The sequence below is a fragment of the Leuconostoc pseudomesenteroides KCTC 3652 genome, assembly GCF_014634745.1.
GTDB lineage: Bacteria > Bacillota > Bacilli > Lactobacillales > Lactobacillaceae > Leuconostoc > Leuconostoc pseudomesenteroides.
The window spans coordinates 121,459-138,430 of record NZ_BMBP01000001.1 but is presented as its reverse complement, the minus strand read 5'-3'; the positions used below and the strand labels follow the sequence as shown (position 1 = coordinate 138,430).

Here is a 16,972-nt window from a genome sequence, read left to right as displayed (position 1 = left end):
CATGATAATATTACCAAATAATTTAGCAGCTACGCTAAATGACAGTCAAGTGCCTCATCAGTTAGCACATCAAATTGCGACTTATGTTGCCGTTTTTGTGGTTGCTTTCTTGCTGGTTGCTATTTGTCGCATACTGATAACACGTTTGCGACATCATAAGTTCAAACCACGTCAACTTATCTATGATGGTTTAATAGGCGCCTGCATTATTTTACTGGCATACCTCGGTGGCTCTTATGTTTATCAACAAAATATGCTAGGAGTTAAAACAGCTATATTGAAGCCTGTTCAGCAACATGAAAGACAGGTGGCTGCTAAAAAAGCATCGTCGTCTACTATTTCTCGCGCCACAATTAGAAAAATGGTGATGCGAAATGCGGCTAAGGGATTTGAAAAGCAAGGCTTTGTGTCAATTCCAAGTCGTAATATTTTGTTGCCAATTTATAATGATGCTTATAGTAATGCTGGATTGAATTTGGGGGCTGATTACGCCAACCGCTCTAGTCAAGATCCAGATGGCACTAAAATACCAGTGATGGGGCAGGGAAATTATGGGTTGGCAGCGCATAATTTTAACGATGGTGTAACTGGATTTAGTGGGTTACAGCAAGTGATTAATCAAAACGCGCCATATATCAGTAATGGTCAATTAAAGGGATCATCATGGTTGAATGGCACATCAGTTCTATTAGCAAATAATAAAGGTCTGTACCAATATGAGATTACTGGACAAGATACTGTTAAGAACACAGATGTCTCAGTGTTGGATCCAACAAAAAATGCGCAATTAACAATCATTAGCTGCCTGTTCCCGTCGACTCAGTATCGTATTATTACTCACGCGGATTTGAAGCACACTTATACTTGGAAAAATGCGCCACAAAGTGTAGTTTCAAGATTCAACTTACAAGTTTATAATACTAATGCTCGTGTCAGTTGGTGGAACCCAGGTGTTGAAGAGGGTGCTAATGGTGATCAGGGTGGTACAAAATAATTTTTAAGGTAAGGCTGTATTTAGCCTTATCTTTTTTTCATAATGTGAATAAATTGGTATAACGCAAAATATCATGTTAGGTTTCCTGACACATATTTGCAAACGATGAAAATTTCGTATAAAATAAAAGTATCTTAAGCGAAGGGGTATTGTGATGAGCGAACGTGAGTTAAGACGCAATTTATCAATTTTAACAATTGGTACAGTTCGTGAATTGACGTTACTGACTGACCGTCAGATACGGTATTACGAGCAGCAAAACTTAATCACACCAGGACGTGGCAAAGGTGGTCAGCGTCGATTTTCATTAAATGATGTTGATCAATTATTAGCCATTCGTGATTTTTTGGATTCGGGCGATTCAATCAAAGATATTCAAGAAATATTCGCCAAACAACACCGCAAAGCACAAGAAAAACAAGATTCAGAATCAGCATTACGTCGTTCATTACAAAAAGAATTCGCCCAAATCGGGCGATTTGGGGCTCGTTAAGGAAGGAAAATCATGGCTCGTAAAACATTTACCAAAGAAGAAATTAAACAAATTGTTGTTGATGAAAATGTAGAATTCATTCGTGTAACATTCACTGATGTCTTAGGTGCGATTAAAAACGTTGAAGTACCAACTTCTCAATTAGATAAGGTGCTTGACAACAATTTAATGTTTGACGGTTCATCAATCGAGGGATTTGTTCGTATCAATGAATCAGATATGTATCTTTACCCCGATTTATCAACATTTATGATTTTCCCATGGGCAACGGATGGTCATGGTGGTAAAGTGGCCCGCTTGATTGCCGACATTTATACTGCTGATCGTGAGCCATTTGCTGGAGACCCCCGTCATGCGTTACGTTCGGTACTCGCTGATGCGCGTGAAGCTGGATTTACGGCGTTTAATGTCGGGACAGAACCTGAATTTTTCTTGTTTAAACTTGATGAAAAAGGCAACCCAACCACAGAATTAAACGACAAAGGTGGTTATTTTGACTTAGCACCATTGGATATGGGTGAAAATGTTCGTCGTGAAATTGTTTTGACTTTGGAAAAAATGGGCTTTGAAATTGAAGCTGCTCACCACGAAGTTGCCGAAGGACAGCATGAAGTAGACTTTAAATACGCCTCAGCTCTTGAAGCCGCTGACAACATTCAGACGTTTAAGTTGGTTGTTAAAACCATCGCACGCAAGAATGGTTACTATGCTACCTTTATGCCAAAGCCTGTTGCAGGTATTAACGGATCCGGTATGCACACAAACATGTCATTATTTACAAAAGATGGTAACGCATTTGTTGATACATCGGATGAAATGGGCTTGTCAAAAACAGCATATAACTTCTTGGGTGGTATTTTGGAACATGCGACTGCGTTCACAGCGCTTGCAAACCCGACAGTTAACTCATACAAGCGCTTAACACCTGGATTCGAAGCACCTGTTTATGTTGCATGGTCAGCATCAAATCGTTCACCAATGGTTCGAGTTCCGGCCTCACGTGGTAATTCAACACGTTTGGAACTACGTTCAGTTGACCCAACAGCTAATCCTTATACTGCATTGGCAGCCATTTTGGCTTCAGGACTGGATGGGATCAAGCGTGAATTAGAGCCTTTGGCCTCAGTTGATAAAAATATTTATTTGATGGATGAGGTCGAACGGGAAAAGGCAGGCATTACAGACTTACCAGATACTCTGTTGGCTGCAGTTCGTGAGTTGGCGGCTGATGATGTTGTTCGTTCAGCTATTGGAGAACATATTGCTGATAAGTTTATTGAAGCAAAGAAGATTGAATACACATCATATCGTCAGTTTGTTTCTGAATGGGAAACAGATTCTTATCTTGAAAATTACTAATAGTTACATTAAAAAAGCGCTCAGCGCTTTTTTTTGTGATCAAAATTCTTGTTTTGAAAGCGCTCATAAACCTAACATTCGGTTATTTAAATTAAAATCTGCAAAAATCCGCTTAAAGACGAACTATAAACTATAAAGTGTGAAAATTCTTATTTTAAAACGAACACAACTGCTAAATTTTTTGTTAAATTAGTATCATAAACGAATGATCAGTGATGCGGAACTAAAAGAAATGGAGAAAAAATGACACAAGTAGCTGTTGTGATGGGGTCAACCAGTGATTGGGAAAGCATGAAGCAAACAGTCATGCTTTTAAAAGAGTTAGGTATTAGTTACGAAAAACACGTGATTTCGGCCCACCGTATGCCCGTACATCTACAAAATTTTGCTGAGGAAGCGCGCAATAACCACTTTCAAGTTATTATTGCTGGTGCGGGCGGGGCTGCACATTTACCAGGGATGCTAGCTGCTAACACGACCTTACCTGTTATTGGTGTTCCTATGAAATCACACGCTTTGAACGGTCTTGATTCATTGCTGTCAATTGTTCAAATGCCGGCAGGTGTTCCCGTGGCAACAGTGGCAATTGGCAATGCTGGCGCGAAAAATGCCGCGATTTTGGCTGCTCAAATAATCGCATTATCAGATAAAGAAGTATTGACCAATTTGGTTAACTTTAGGCAAGCGCAAACGCAACAATCGATTGATAGTGAAAAGGAGCTAAGATGACGCACATTATTTTACCGCCAGCAACCATTGGTATCATTGGTGGTGGGCAACTTGGGCGTATGATGGCGTTAGCTGCTAAACCAATGGGCTATACGGTCATAGTGCTCGATCCAACACCTCAATCGCCAGCTGGTCAGGTAGCAGATGATCAAATTATCGCAAGCTATGACGATGTTAGTGCCCTCAAAAATCTAGCTAGTCGCAGTGACGTGCTAACTTATGAATTTGAAAACGTTGATCGCGATGTTTTGAAAAAGTATGCCTCAAAAATTTTGCCACAAGGGGTAGATTTGTTAAGAATTACCAGTGACCGTATAGCAGAAAAAACGTTTATTCGAGATGAAGCAGGTGTACCAGTCGCCTCATTTCAAATCATTGAGTCGGCTGAACAGTTGAAAACGGGAACAACGCCTTCAATTTTAAAAACGGTTAGTGGTGGTTATGATGGGCATGGTCAATGGCAACTTAATACACCATTTGAAGCATCACAATTAGTTGATAATTTTCCTGGTGGTCGACTAATCTTAGAAACACTTGTCAATTTTAAACAAGAAGTCAGTATCATGGTTGCCCGTTCCAGTGATGGGCACATTACGACATGGCCAATCGCTGAAAATGTCCATCACAATCATATTCTGAAGTACACAACTGTTCCTGCTAAAATTTCTAGTACACTCAGCAAAAAAATTATTGAAATTGCTCATAAAATTGCTGAAAAAATTAATTTGCGAGGTATTTTGGGTATTGAATTATTTGTCAACGATGAGGAAGTTTGGGTAAATGAGTTGGCCCCGCGTCCTCATAATTCAGGACATTTTACCATTGAAGCAGCTAATGTTTCGCAATTCGAAGGTCATATTCGAAGCGTTGTAGGATTGCCACTGCCAGAGATTACGTTAACGCAGTCAGCAACAATGTTGAATTTATTAGGTGATGAATTGACGCAGGCAAAGGCCGATTTTAAAAATCATCCAGAATGGCATTTTCATGATTACGGCAAGGCAACGATCAAAGCAGATCGTAAAATGGGACACATTACGGTGCTAGGTGATGAAAACGGGCAAGCATTAATCGCATGGGGTAAACAACATGAACAACGTAACAGACTATAACAATCAAACGATAACACGTGGTGATTTGAAGTATCAAGGAAAAGCTAAATCTGTTTATTGGACAAATCAAGCAGACATTTTGTGGCTACATGATACAAATCAAGCAACTGCTTTAAATGGTAAAGTACATGAAAATATTTCTGATAAAGGGCGCCTTAATAGTGAAATTTCCTATCTCTTATTCAAGCACCTCCAACAACATGGCATTGCAACGCATTATTTAAAGCACATCTCAGAAACGGATGAATTGGTTGAAAAATTAGATATCATTCCCGTTGAAGTCGTGGTGAGAAATTTTGCTTCAGGTCATTTCGTCAGTCGATTTGGTGTCGCGAGTATGACTGAGTTGACACCAATTGTCCAAGAATTTTACTTTAAATCAGATGCTTTGGATGATCCATTTATCAATGATTCACAACTCATTGCTTTGCACTACGCAACGGCGGAAGAAATTAAGTCGCTTCGCTTGAAGAGCGCTAAAATCAACGACATATTGAGACGTCGATTTGCGGAAATTAACATTGAGTTAATTGATTTCAAACTTGAATTTGGTCGACGAACTGACGGTGATATGATTCTCGCCGATGAACTGTCACCAGATAATATGCGATTGGTTGACAAAACCAGTGGTCAATCTCTTGATAAAGATATATTCCGACAAAACAAAGGTGATTTGACTGTTGGTTATCGCGAAGTGTTGAAGCGTTTAGAAAAATTGGAGAAATAAATATGTACTTAGCCAAAATTTATGTTACCTATAAGCCATCTATTCTTGATCCACAAGGGGAAGTTATCAAATCAGCTCTGACTCGACTGGATTACACTGGTATTTCACAAGTATCACAAGGTAAGTACTTCGAAGTGAAATTAGATGCACGTGATGTTGAAGCAGCCAATGCTGAAGTGAAAAGTTTTACCGATTCACTTTTGATTAATCAAAATACAGAGACTTACCGCTTTGATTTATCTATCGTCAATGAAGATGAGGCAATCCTATGAGAGCAGCAGTGATTAGATTTCCAGGATCAAATTGCGATTTTGATATGTTATATGCTTTGCAAGATTTTGGTATTGATGCCGAAATTATCTCAGCTGACAATAACGACCTTAATGGCTTTGATGCCGTCTTTTTACCAGGTGGATTTGCCTATGGTGACTATTTGAGAACTGGCGCTATTGCAAAGTTTTCGCCAATAATGGCGGCCGTTATTCAGGCTGCTAACGATGGTAAGTTAGTGGTGGGTGTCTGCAACGGGTTCCAAATTTTGACTGAAGCTGGTTTGTTGCCTGGTCAACTGCAAGTCAACAAGGTACCAGGTTTTATTTGTGAAGATGTTGAGCTGTTGATTGAAAATCCAAATACGGCGTTCACAAATGCCTATGAAACAGAATCAATTATGATTCCAATTGCTCACGGTGAAGGTAATTATTATGCTGATGACGCAACATTAGCACAACTGGAAGATAATCATCAAATTGTTTTCCGTTATGCTCAAAATCCTAATGGTTCGGCACATGACATCGCTGGCATTATGAATGAACGGGGCAATGTCTTTGGCATGATGCCACATCCAGAACGCGCAGTAGACCCAGTAACAGGCAATGTTGATGGACAACCATTTTTCAAAAGCATTTTGTCAGAGATAATAGCGGGAGATTAGGACATGCATAGTGATAATGAAATAACACCCGAAATGGTCCGTGATAGTAAAATTTATCAGCAATGGGGTTTGACTGATGCAGAGTATCAACTTATTGTTGACACGCTTGATCGCTTACCCAATTACACTGAAACAGGCATTTTCTCTGGCATGTGGTCAGAACATGTTTCTTACAAAAAATCCAAGCCAATTTTACGACATTTTTGGTCAACAAATGAACGTGTTTTGCAGGGACCGGGTGAAGGCGCCGGCATATTGGATATCGGTGATAATCAAGCAGTAGTATTCAAGGCCGAGAGTCATAATCATCCATCATTTGTTGAGCCTTATGAAGGCGCGGCAACTGGTGTTGGTGGTATTCTACGCGATATTTTTTCAATGGGTGCGCAGCCTATTGCAGTACTAGATTCGCTACGTTTTGGCGAACTTGATAACGCTCATACTCGCCACATTGTTGATGGCGTGATTGCTGGTATTGCTGGTTACGGTAATGCGATTGGGATTCCCACAGTTGGTGGTGAAATTGGTTTTGATCCTGTTTATGCCGGGAATCCATTGGTTAATGTCATGGCCGTTGGACTGATGGATCAAAAAGGTATGCAAGTCGGTCAAGCAAAGGGTGTTGGCAATTCAATTATTTACGTAGGTGCCAAAACAGGACGTGACGGTATCAACGGGGCATCATTTGCATCGGCCGAATTTTCAACCGAACATGAGTCTGATCGTTCTGCTGTTCAGGTTGGCGATCCATTCCTAGAAAAGTTAGTGATGGACGCCACTTTGCAAGCGGTTCGCGACCATTCAGATATTATTGTTGGTATACAGGATATGGGTGCCGCTGGGTTGTTATCTTCGAGTTCAGAAATGGCCTCAAAAGCTGGTATGGGAATTGATTTAGACTTAAATCAAGTGCCACAGCGTGAAACAGCGATGACACCATATGAACTGATGTTGTCTGAATCCCAAGAACGCATGTTATTTGTTGTTAAAAAAGGGGAAGAGCAAGTTATATTGGATTTGTTCAAAAAAGCCAACTTGGATGCCGTTATTATCGGACATGTGACTGATGATGGACGCTATCGTTTGCGATTCAATGATCAAGTAGTGGCTGATGTGCCCGTTGACTTTTTGACGCATGCCCCTAAACAAGATTTGCCAATGGTGGCGCCTAAACGTTTGGCTATTTTGAAAGCAGATCAATTCGTACCAGATGTAACTGATTTAAAGCAAACAGTCCTTGATTTAGTCGGTCAACCGACGATTGCTTCAAAGAGTAATTTGTTCCGTCATTTTGATTCCCAAGTTCGTGCTGATACGGTCATTAAACCTGGTGGTGATGCGGCTTTAGTTAGAATTCGTGGGACTAAGAAGGCATTAGCAATGACGACTGATGTGAATGCACGATATTTGTACTTAAATCCTAAAGTAGGCGCCAAAATGGCTGTGGCCGAGGCAGCTCGTAATATCGTTGCTACTGGGGCAACGCCAATTGGCATCACAGACGGATTGAATTTTGGTTCACCGGATAATCCGGAAGTATATTACGAATTATCTCAAGCAGTTGACGGCATTAATGACCTTGCAAAACAACTCAATACACCAATTATTTCTGGTAACGTATCACTTTATAATGAAACGGATGGTCAAGCCATCTATCCGACACCAATGATTGGTATGGTTGGTCTGCTAACTGATGTGTCAAAAGCGACACGGATTGGATTTCAAAATGTCGGCGACAGCATTTATATCATCGGAGAAACGAACGCCAGTTTCAACGGTACTGAAATTCAAAAAATGCAAGCTGGTGATATTGATGGGCAACTTTTTGACCTTAATGATCATGATGAAATTACCAATCAGAAGCTGATATTAGCAGCAACGGATCAGTCTTTATTAGCTAGCGTGCACGATTTGTCAGAAGGCGGCTTAATTGTCGGTTTGTTGGAGAGCGCTTTTGCGGGTCAATTCAGTTTCAATGTTGTTATTGACATGACTGCAGAGTTTTTATTTGCTGAAACCCCAAGTCGTTTCATTGTATCCGTAGCGCCTCAAAATCGCGAAGCTTTTGAAGCACTTGCCGGTGATTCAGCTAAAAAAATTGGTGAGGTATCTGCTGAGGATCAAATGACGATTCAATCAAGTGACCAATTATTGCAGTTATCACGACAAGAGACCCAAACCATCTATCAGGAGAGCATTTCATGGCGATTAAAAGGATAATGACAGGTATTAATACACAGGCCAATAAGACGCCAGTCGCTGAGCAATCGCGCGTCAATGTTCGAAGCCTCAATGAAGAGTGTGGTATTTTTGGTGTTTGGGGGCGTAGTGATGCTGCACAACTCACGTATTATGGTTTACATGCATTGCAACATCGTGGGCAAGAGGGGGCAGGAATTGTCTCTAATCGAGAGGGCCATTTGTGGCAGGAAAGAGGACTTGGCTTATTAAGTGACGTCTTTCGAGATCCAAGTAGAATAGATGCCCTACAAGGAAACAGTGCAATTGGACACGTTCGTTATGCGACTGCCGGTTCTCACGGTATAGAAAATATACAACCACTCATGGTCAATTTTCATGATATGCAAATTTCACTTGCACACAATGGTAACTTGACTAATGCCTTGACATTGCGCGAAAAGCTCGAAGAGGAAGGTGCTATTTTTCAGTCATCGGCTGATTCAGAAATTTTATTGCATTTGATTCGTCGTTCCAAAGCGTCAACATTTGTTGACAAACTTAAAGCTTCACTCAATGTTCTCCGCGGGGGATTTGCCTATTTGCTGCTAACCCCGCACGGATTATACGCGGCGCTTGACCCCCATGCTTTTCGACCTTTTGTGGTTGGTCAAATGCCGGATGGCCAATACATTGTGACTTCTGAAACTGCAGCATTAGACGTTGTTGGCGCTAAATTTTTGCGAGATGTACAACCTGGCGAACTGCTGATTATTGATGATAGCGGACTCACGATTGACCATTATACTGATAAGACGACGTTAAATATCGATGCGATGGAATATATTTATTTTGCTCGACCTGATTCATCAATATATGGTGTCAATGTTCATCAAGCCCGCAAGCGTATGGGAGCAGCTTTGGCAGCTGAACAGCCTGTGAAGGATGCCGACATTGTGGTCGGTGTTCCCAACTCAAGTTTGAGCGCGGCAGCTGGTTTTGCAGAAGCTACTGGCCTACCAAACGAAATGGGTTTGGTAAAAAATCAATATATTGCTCGAACATTTATTGAGCCAACACAAGATAAACGTGAGCGCGCGGTACGTATGAAATTAAGTGCGGTTCGTGATGTTGTTCGCGGACAAAATGTTGTTTTGGTTGATGATTCAATCGTTCGTGGCACGACATCAATGTTCATCGTTCGCATGCTTAAAGAGGCAGGCGCTAAGTCGGTTCATGTGCGCATTGCGAGCCCAACTTTCAAATTCCCCTCTTTTTATGGTATTGATATGCAAACCACTAAAGAATTAATGGGCGCGAACCATTCATTGGCTGAAATGACCAAGATGATAGAAGCCGATTCTTTAGGATTTTTGTCGGTAGATGGGTTGGTATCAGCGATTAACTTGCCATACTATGGTGAGGGGACAGGGTTGACCACAGCGTATTTTGATGGACATTATCCTAGCCCAATATATGACTATCAAGCTGGATTAGCGGCTTTTGAGGCACGCCATGAGGTTGATTTTGCACCAGAGCCAACCTCAACTTATCATCCACATCAAGTCAGATCTTTGCGTAATCAAGATATTTTGGCAGATGGAACTGTTCATCTTGACGCACAACCAATTATGGGAGGAGAAAGATGACCAACGAAAATGCCTATCAGAAGGCTGGCGTTGATATCAAAGCTGGTGAAGAAGCTGTTAATTTAATGCAAGATGAAGTCGCTAAAACATATAACGATAATGTTTTGGGTGGTATTGGCGGTTTTGGTGCAGCTTATGCACTTGGGACAAACTACAAAGATCCAGTACTCATTTCCGGCGCAGATGGTGTCGGAACAAAGTTATTGTTGGCGATTGCAGCGAATAAGCACGACACCATTGGACAAGATTTAGTTGGTATGGTGGCTAACGATATTTTAGCTCAAGGGGCCAAACCGGCATTCATGTTGGACTATTTAGCAGTTGATAAAATGCGACCGGAAGTGGTCGCTGAAATCGTACAAGGCATAGCACATGCAGCCAAAGAATCTGGTATGGCTCTTATTGGTGGCGAAAGTGCTGAATTGCCCGGATTGTATGCTAAAAATCACTACGATCTAGCTTCATTTGCTGTTGGTATAGCAGAGCGGGATCAGTTATTGAAATCAGAAAATGTTGATGTAGATGATGTTTTAATCGGTTTGCCATCGTCAGGCATTCATTCAAATGGCTACTCATTAGTTCGCCACATTTATCATATTGATAATGAATCAGCCTTTCAACAGCTTGATGAGCAATTGCAAACGACTTTGCTGACGCCAACAGCATTATATGCCAAATCGGTATGGCCGTTAGTTCAAGCAGGTCTTGTACAATCAATGGCGCATATCACAGGTGGTGGGTTAGTTGAAAATTTGCCCCGCGCCTTACCAAAACATCTATCAGCTGAAATTAGTTGGGGATCGTGGCCCATACTGCCAATTTTTGATGATTTACAAAAACGTGGCAATGTTTCTCTATCCGATATGCTATTGACCTTTAACAACGGCTTAGGGTTAGTATTGGTAGTCAAGCCTAGTCAATTAGCGGATGCCATGACGATGTTGACTGAAAATGAACAACCTGCTTATCTATTAGGTAAAATCACTGACCGTCAAAAAGAAGCTGTGGTGTTCACAGGAGTGGCACCATGGTAAAAAAAGTACGATTAGCAGTGTTTGCCTCTGGTACTGGCACAAACTTTCAAGCATTAAATGATGCCATTATACAACGAAATCTGAATGCTGAAATTGTCAGATTAGTGGTGGATCATTCCAAAGCTGGTGTGCTCAACTTAGCAAAAGTATTTGGCGTGCCAGCAACGACAATTATTTACAGTCGCTATCTTGACAAAACAGCTGCTGAACAAGCGATTATTGCGCAGTTGGAATCAGATCGAGTTGATGGTATTTTACTGGCAGGTTACATGCGCATTTTGACACCATTATTAATCAATCGTTATTTGGGTAAAATCATCAATTTGCACCCAGCGATGCTGCCTAGTTTTCCCGGACGGCACAGTATTTTGGACGCGTTTGAAGCAGGTGTCAATAAAACTGGTGTCACAGTGCATTTTGTTGACAATGGCATTGATACTGGCGAAATTATTGCGCAAGAAGCGGTGCCAATTAAAAAAGACGATACACTTGAACAATTGGAAACGCGTATCCATCATGTGGAGCACGTTTTATACCCGAACACACTAGAAAAGTTATTAAAAGAAGGAGTATTTTTAAAATGACCCGTGCATTATTAAGTGTTTCTGATAAAAATGGTTTGGTACCATTTGCTAAAAGTTTAGTAGAATTAGGTTATGAGTTAGTGTCAACGGGTGGGACACATAAAGTGTTGGCGGAAGCTGGCTTGGAAGTATTGGCAATTGACGAAGTCACAGAGTTTCCGGAGATGTTAGATGGACGTGTCAAGACGTTGCATCCACGTGTACACGCTGGTTTACTAGCACGTCGTGATTTGCCAGAACATATGGCTAAATTGGCAGAATACGATATTACGCCAATTGACATTGTGGTTGTGAATTTATATCCATTCAAATCAACAATTCAAAAAGATGGCGTCACAGAAGCAGAAGCTATTGAAAACATTGATATTGGTGGACCATCGATGCTACGTTCAGCTGCAAAAAATTTTGCCGCTGTGTTGCCAATTGTTGATCCAGCAGATTACGATGTTGTTATTGATAAATTAAAGTCCGGCTCGGTTGACAAAACCTTCCGTCGCAACTTAGCTGCCAAGGTATTTCAACATACGGCGTCATACGATGCTTTAATTGCTGATTATTTGACAGAAACAGAATTTCCTGTAAACCTGACACTACCATTTGAAAAATTTGATGATATGCGTTACGGTGAAAATCCCCATCAATCTGCCGCAGCCTATCGGACTGCCTTGCCTGAGGCATATTCAGTGCTCAATGCGGAAATATTGCATGGGAAGCAATTGTCATATAACAACATTCGTGATGCGGACGCTGCATTGCGCATTATTGCAGAGTTTGATGAAACAACTGTGGTGACAGTTAAACATATGAATCCAGCAGGCATTGGTCAGGGTGAAACAGTTGAAGTAGCATGGGATAAGGCTTTTGCTGCCGACGATATTTCAATTTTTGGTGGAATCGTTGCATTAAATCGAGAAGTTAATGCCGCAACTGCTGAAAAAATGCACAAGATATTTTTGGAAATTATCATTGCGCCAAGCTTTACACCAGAGGCTTTTGAAATTTTGTCTGCTAAGAAAAACTTACGTTTGCTGACGTTGCCATTTACTACTGCAATTCCGCAAGCGCTTGAAGTTACCTCTGTACTTGGTGGTGCAGTCGTTCAAGAACGCGATTTGGTGGAAGAGTCAGCGGATTCGTTCAAGGTAGTATCACAAGTTGTACCGACAGAGGAGCAGTTAAAGGCAATGATTTTTGCGCAAAAAGTTGTTAAGCATGTCAAGTCTAACGCAATAGTTGTTGCCAGAGATGGTCAAACTTTGGGTGTTGGCGCAGGACAGCCAAATCGTATTGATTCTGTCGTTTATTCAATTCAAAAGGCTGCTAACAAGTCAGATCTTAGCGATGCCGTATTAGCATCCGATGCCTTTTTCCCGATGAATGATTCGGTGCAATATGCTGCTGAACATGGGATTAAAGCAATTGTTGAACCAGGGGGATCGATCAAAGATCAAGATTCAATCGACAAAGCCAATGAGTTAGGCATTGCCTTAGTCTTTAGTGGAACACGACATTTCAAACATTAAAAATCAAAAGCGCTCAGACGAGCGTTTTTTTATTGAAGTCATTTTGAAATTTCGGTATACTAATCATACGAACAAATATTCGCTTAGGAGTTACAATGAAATTTATTCATGCAGGGGATGTACATTTAGGTAATCCGTTTTCTGGTTTAGAAGGGCAGTTACCTGAAGCGTTAAAACAGATGGTTCATGAGGCAACTATCACTGCTTTTATTAGGTTGATTGATGGTGCAATTACTGAATCTGTAGACTTTGTCTTGTTTCCGGGTGATTTGTACAATGCTGCGGAAAATAGTGCGCATATTCAAAGTATTGTGAATCAACAGTTTAATCGGTTGCTAGCAGCAAAAATACCGGTTTATTTGAGTTTTGGTAATCATGATTTTGAAGCAGATCGACGACAACATTTACCTTGGCCAGCTAATGTCATTGTGTTCTCACAGCAGGTTGAAACCAAATCACTAACAGTAAAAAGCGGTCAACATGTTGCTATTACTGGTTTTAGTTATCAGACACAGCGACAGGCTACTCGTATTATTGATGATTTTCCTCAAAAAAATCATCAATTTGATTATCAAATTGGGATGTATCATGGTTCTGTCGGTGCGGATGGTTCGCCGTATGCACCGTTTTCTGTTGGTGATTTATTATCTAAAAACTATGACTACTGGGCACTGGGTCATATTCATAAGCGACAAACACTGAATCAGCGGCCCTTTGTTGGTTATTCAGGAAATTTGCAAGGATTGAATCTCACTGAAACTGGGTCAAAAGGGTATTATTTGGTTAGTGATGAGACTGGTCGTTTGGTGCCTACATTTGTTGACGTGGCACCTGTCGTTTGGCATGAAGTGACATTTAATGATGTTGTAGATGAATTGGATTTGATTCAGCGTGCCCAAAAATTGTGTGATGATGAAGTCGGATTTTGGACAATCAATGTTTCTCAAAAAAGTCATCCGGAATTTACCTCGCGTATCGCTAGTGGTTTAGCCCTAGAAGGCTTGCGTGCTAATATGGCACCAAACGTGTGGATTGTTCGTCTAAATTTGATTGACGATTATGAATCAGCACAAATTAGTGATACAATTGACCAGCAGTTTTGGGAAGAATCGCTTGTGCAACTGATGTCTTCATTTGAAGTGAATGATTATTTGCCAAATCAAGTGCCTTTTTTTGTGCGTGATTATTTTACGACATCTGCTGGTAAGCAGTTGTTGCGTCAACGAATGACAGAATTAATTAGCGAAAGGCGACGCTCACATGAAAATTAAACAAGTTCATATCAGTGGTTTTGGCAAGTGGTCTCAGGTTGCGTTTGATTTTGATACACAATTTCAGATAATTGTTGGTCAGAATGAGTCCGGTAAATCAACCTTACGTGCATTTATTGTTGGGATTTTATTTGGTTTTCCTAGCAAAAAACAATCCAATAATATTTATGACCCCCGAGATGGCAGCCGATACGGTGGCGATTTAGTGGTCGAGACTGCGGATGGTGATTTTTGTATCGCACGATTTGGTCGAACGCAAAGCACTTTGACTATAACTCGGCTCGCAGACCAGCACGAGCTAACTAATCCAGAGGAGTGGCTAAACAATAATTTATCACCATTAACAAAGCAATCTTTTGATGATATTTTTAATTTTAGTGAGCAGGATTTGGCTCAAATTAAACAAATTAGTGCGTCCGATTTACAAAAATTATTATTAAATCTTGGCGCAGTTGGTAGCACGAAATGGCTGGAGGCCGCAATAAACTTTGATAAGCAAGCGGAAAATTTATTTGCGCAACGATCTACTGGGAAACGGCCACTTAATCAAGCGGTCCGTGCATACGAATCAAGTGAAAGCAAACTGTCAAAGCAATCTGAAGCGTTACAAATATTTTTAGATGATCAACAGACTGTTTCAGAATTGACGAAATCAGTTGCCACTTTAAAAGAAAAAATAGATAAATCGCAAGAAGCCATCAATCATTTAACACAATTGCAACGTCAATATCAGATTTTTACTGAAGCGCAACAAATTGACAAAAAACATGTTCGTTCAGTCTCAGAGGTAGATTTACAACATGCTGAGCAATTACAAGTTGAAATTGATCTTTTGGTGGGCAATATTCGTCGTCAAGAGCAAGAGATGGATCATTTAAAATTACAACCAGAATTTGTAATCGAAATTGAAGACAGCAATAAACGGTTGATGACATTAAAAATGATGGTCAGCCAATTATTGAGTGATCAGCAACAACGCGATGAATTACTGACACAACAAAAAGCGACTCAAGCGCAGTTTGCAAGTAATCAAGTGCCAGAACTATTGTCAATAAATGATGACCATCATCTGTCAAACTATAAAATTCGATTGATCGGTTTGATCAGTGCAACATTTTTGTTGGCCGTAATAACTTATACGATAGTGACACCCATTTGGCTATGGCTCTTGTTTTTAGTAGCAATTGTCATTTTTATTATCAGGTATGCAGCACACGCCAATCATGTGACGAATGAGATTAAAAAGCAGTACTATCCTTTAAATGAGACACAAATACGTTCTGTACAGCCAAGCATTGAACAGTACCTAAAACGTGACCAATCTTTAAAAGCTATTAATCAAAAAATTGAATTACAAATGAATCACGTTAATAAAGCAATACAGTCCTTAGCTAGCGACTTAAATGTGGAGATATTATTGCAGTCGGTTCAAGAGTCAGTGGATCAACTGTCACAAATTACTCAAAATCGTGATTTACTCGAAAGCAACAAAAAGGCTCTTTGGCAGCAACAACAATCACAGCTAAGCAATATGATTGACGCCTCGAGTATCTCATTAAAACAAAAAATGTTTGATTTACAGAGAATTTTCAAGAAATATGAGGTTGAAAAATTAACGGATTTGCAAAATTTGGCTGTTGCTTATCACGAGCAAATGGCAAATAATCACCGTTATCAAGCAATCGTTCAGCAAATATCCGCTTATGATCAGGAACAGCTTTTAACGTTTAAGAATGAGCAAGCGCTGTCAAACACATTGCAAATTGAACAAACTAATCTTGCACATTTAAAACAGCGCTTTGCTGAAGAACTAGCAAAATTAGCGCGTATTCAAGCAAAACAGATGCAGAGAGTTAGTGATGATCAATTCATGATAATGCAACAAACTGTTGCAGACCAAAAAACTGAGCTTCTTGATCAATTTAGTGATTATTTGGCTCAAAAATTAGCAAATCGTTGGATTTATAATGCTTTACATGCTGCTTCACAAAATAGATTTCCAAAAATGATTGAATTTGCGACAGATTATTTTAATCAATTAACTATAGGACGTTACCGTCACATTAATTTTGAAAAAGACGAAATCATTATTACGACTGAAAATAATGAGTCATTCAACGTGATCTCATTATCTACTGGTACTCAGGAACAGCTTTACGTTGCGATGCGTCTTGCATTGGCTCGCGTCGTTGCCGATGTCATTAGTTTTCCTATGTTAATTGATGATGGTTTTGTCAATTTTGACCCGGAGAGGCGTGCTGTTGTACTTAATATTTTAGCCCGAGTGTCAGATAAACAACAAATTATTTATTGGACAACTCGAGTTGAAACCGATGATTTTCAAAATGTGATAGAATTGAAGTAAATTAACCTGTGAGGGCAGAA

General features: G+C 40.3%; 15 protein-coding genes. All 15 read left to right on the top strand.

Going from position 1 to position 16,972, the window contains the following annotated elements:
- Position 1 precedes the first annotated feature (1 nt).
- The 15 genes from IEU65_RS00685 to IEU65_RS00615 all read left to right on the top strand — a co-directional run bounded on the left by IEU65_RS00685 (position 2) and on the right by IEU65_RS00615 (position 16,952).
- Positions 2–994, top strand: a complete 993-nt coding sequence (locus tag IEU65_RS00685) for a class A sortase (protein WP_010277630.1) — start codon at positions 2–4, stop codon at positions 992–994.
- Between the two features lie 154 nt (positions 995–1,148).
- Positions 1,149–1,487, top strand: coding sequence for a MerR family transcriptional regulator (locus IEU65_RS00680; protein WP_010277626.1), 339 nt, complete (start codon positions 1,149–1,151; stop codon positions 1,485–1,487).
- 12 nt (positions 1,488–1,499) lie between these two features.
- Positions 1,500–2,846 (top strand): type I glutamate--ammonia ligase, encoded by a 1,347-nt coding sequence (gene glnA, locus IEU65_RS00675; RefSeq protein WP_010277622.1) that lies wholly within the window; start codon positions 1,500–1,502, stop codon positions 2,844–2,846.
- A gap of 243 nt (positions 2,847–3,089) precedes the next feature.
- Complete coding sequence (gene purE, locus IEU65_RS00670; RefSeq protein WP_010277619.1) at positions 3,090–3,575, top strand: 5-(carboxyamino)imidazole ribonucleotide mutase; 486 nt, start codon at positions 3,090–3,092, stop codon at positions 3,573–3,575.
- Positions 3,572–4,687: a 5-(carboxyamino)imidazole ribonucleotide synthase gene (gene purK / locus IEU65_RS00665; RefSeq protein ID WP_010277615.1), complete on the top strand. Its 1,116-nt coding sequence runs from the start codon at positions 3,572–3,574 to the stop codon at positions 4,685–4,687. The genes purE and purK overlap by 4 nt, the downstream gene beginning before the upstream one ends.
- Positions 4,665–5,414: a phosphoribosylaminoimidazolesuccinocarboxamide synthase gene (locus IEU65_RS00660; protein WP_147651337.1), complete on the top strand. Its 750-nt coding sequence runs from the start codon at positions 4,665–4,667 to the stop codon at positions 5,412–5,414. Before purK ends, IEU65_RS00660 begins: the two co-directional genes overlap by 23 nt.
- A 2-nt stretch (positions 5,415–5,416) precedes the next feature.
- Complete coding sequence (gene purS, locus IEU65_RS00655; RefSeq protein ID WP_010277607.1) at positions 5,417–5,686, top strand: phosphoribosylformylglycinamidine synthase subunit PurS; 270 nt, start codon at positions 5,417–5,419, stop codon at positions 5,684–5,686.
- On the top strand, positions 5,683–6,348 hold the full coding sequence (gene purQ, locus IEU65_RS00650) for a phosphoribosylformylglycinamidine synthase subunit PurQ (RefSeq protein ID WP_010277604.1): 666 nt from the start codon (positions 5,683–5,685) through the stop codon (positions 6,346–6,348). The genes purS and purQ overlap by 4 nt, the downstream gene beginning before the upstream one ends.
- A 3-nt stretch (positions 6,349–6,351) precedes the next feature.
- Positions 6,352–8,568: a phosphoribosylformylglycinamidine synthase subunit PurL gene (gene purL / locus IEU65_RS00645; protein ID WP_010277601.1), complete on the top strand. Its 2,217-nt coding sequence runs from the start codon at positions 6,352–6,354 to the stop codon at positions 8,566–8,568.
- Entirely contained in the window at positions 8,550–10,175 is a 1,626-nt protein-coding gene (gene purF / locus IEU65_RS00640; protein ID WP_010277598.1) for an amidophosphoribosyltransferase, read from the top strand. The genes purL and purF overlap by 19 nt, the downstream gene beginning before the upstream one ends.
- Positions 10,172–11,209 (top strand): phosphoribosylformylglycinamidine cyclo-ligase, encoded by a 1,038-nt coding sequence (gene purM / locus IEU65_RS00635; RefSeq protein ID WP_010277596.1) that lies wholly within the window; start codon positions 10,172–10,174, stop codon positions 11,207–11,209. The genes purF and purM overlap by 4 nt, the downstream gene beginning before the upstream one ends.
- The gene (gene purN / locus IEU65_RS00630; protein ID WP_010277594.1) at positions 11,203–11,793 is read left to right on the top strand and encodes a phosphoribosylglycinamide formyltransferase; all 591 of its coding nucleotides are present in this window, start codon (positions 11,203–11,205) and stop codon (positions 11,791–11,793) included. Before purM ends, purN begins: the two co-directional genes overlap by 7 nt.
- The gene (gene purH / locus IEU65_RS00625; RefSeq protein ID WP_010277590.1) at positions 11,790–13,316 is read left to right on the top strand and encodes a bifunctional phosphoribosylaminoimidazolecarboxamide formyltransferase/IMP cyclohydrolase; all 1,527 of its coding nucleotides are present in this window, start codon (positions 11,790–11,792) and stop codon (positions 13,314–13,316) included. Before purN ends, purH begins: the two co-directional genes overlap by 4 nt.
- Before the next feature lie 95 nt (positions 13,317–13,411).
- Positions 13,412–14,587: a metallophosphoesterase family protein gene (locus IEU65_RS00620; protein WP_010277588.1), complete on the top strand. Its 1,176-nt coding sequence runs from the start codon at positions 13,412–13,414 to the stop codon at positions 14,585–14,587.
- Complete coding sequence (locus IEU65_RS00615) at positions 14,577–16,952, top strand: ATP-binding protein (RefSeq protein ID WP_010277584.1); 2,376 nt, start codon at positions 14,577–14,579, stop codon at positions 16,950–16,952. The genes IEU65_RS00620 and IEU65_RS00615 overlap by 11 nt, the downstream gene beginning before the upstream one ends.
- Positions 16,953–16,972 lie beyond the last annotated feature (20 nt).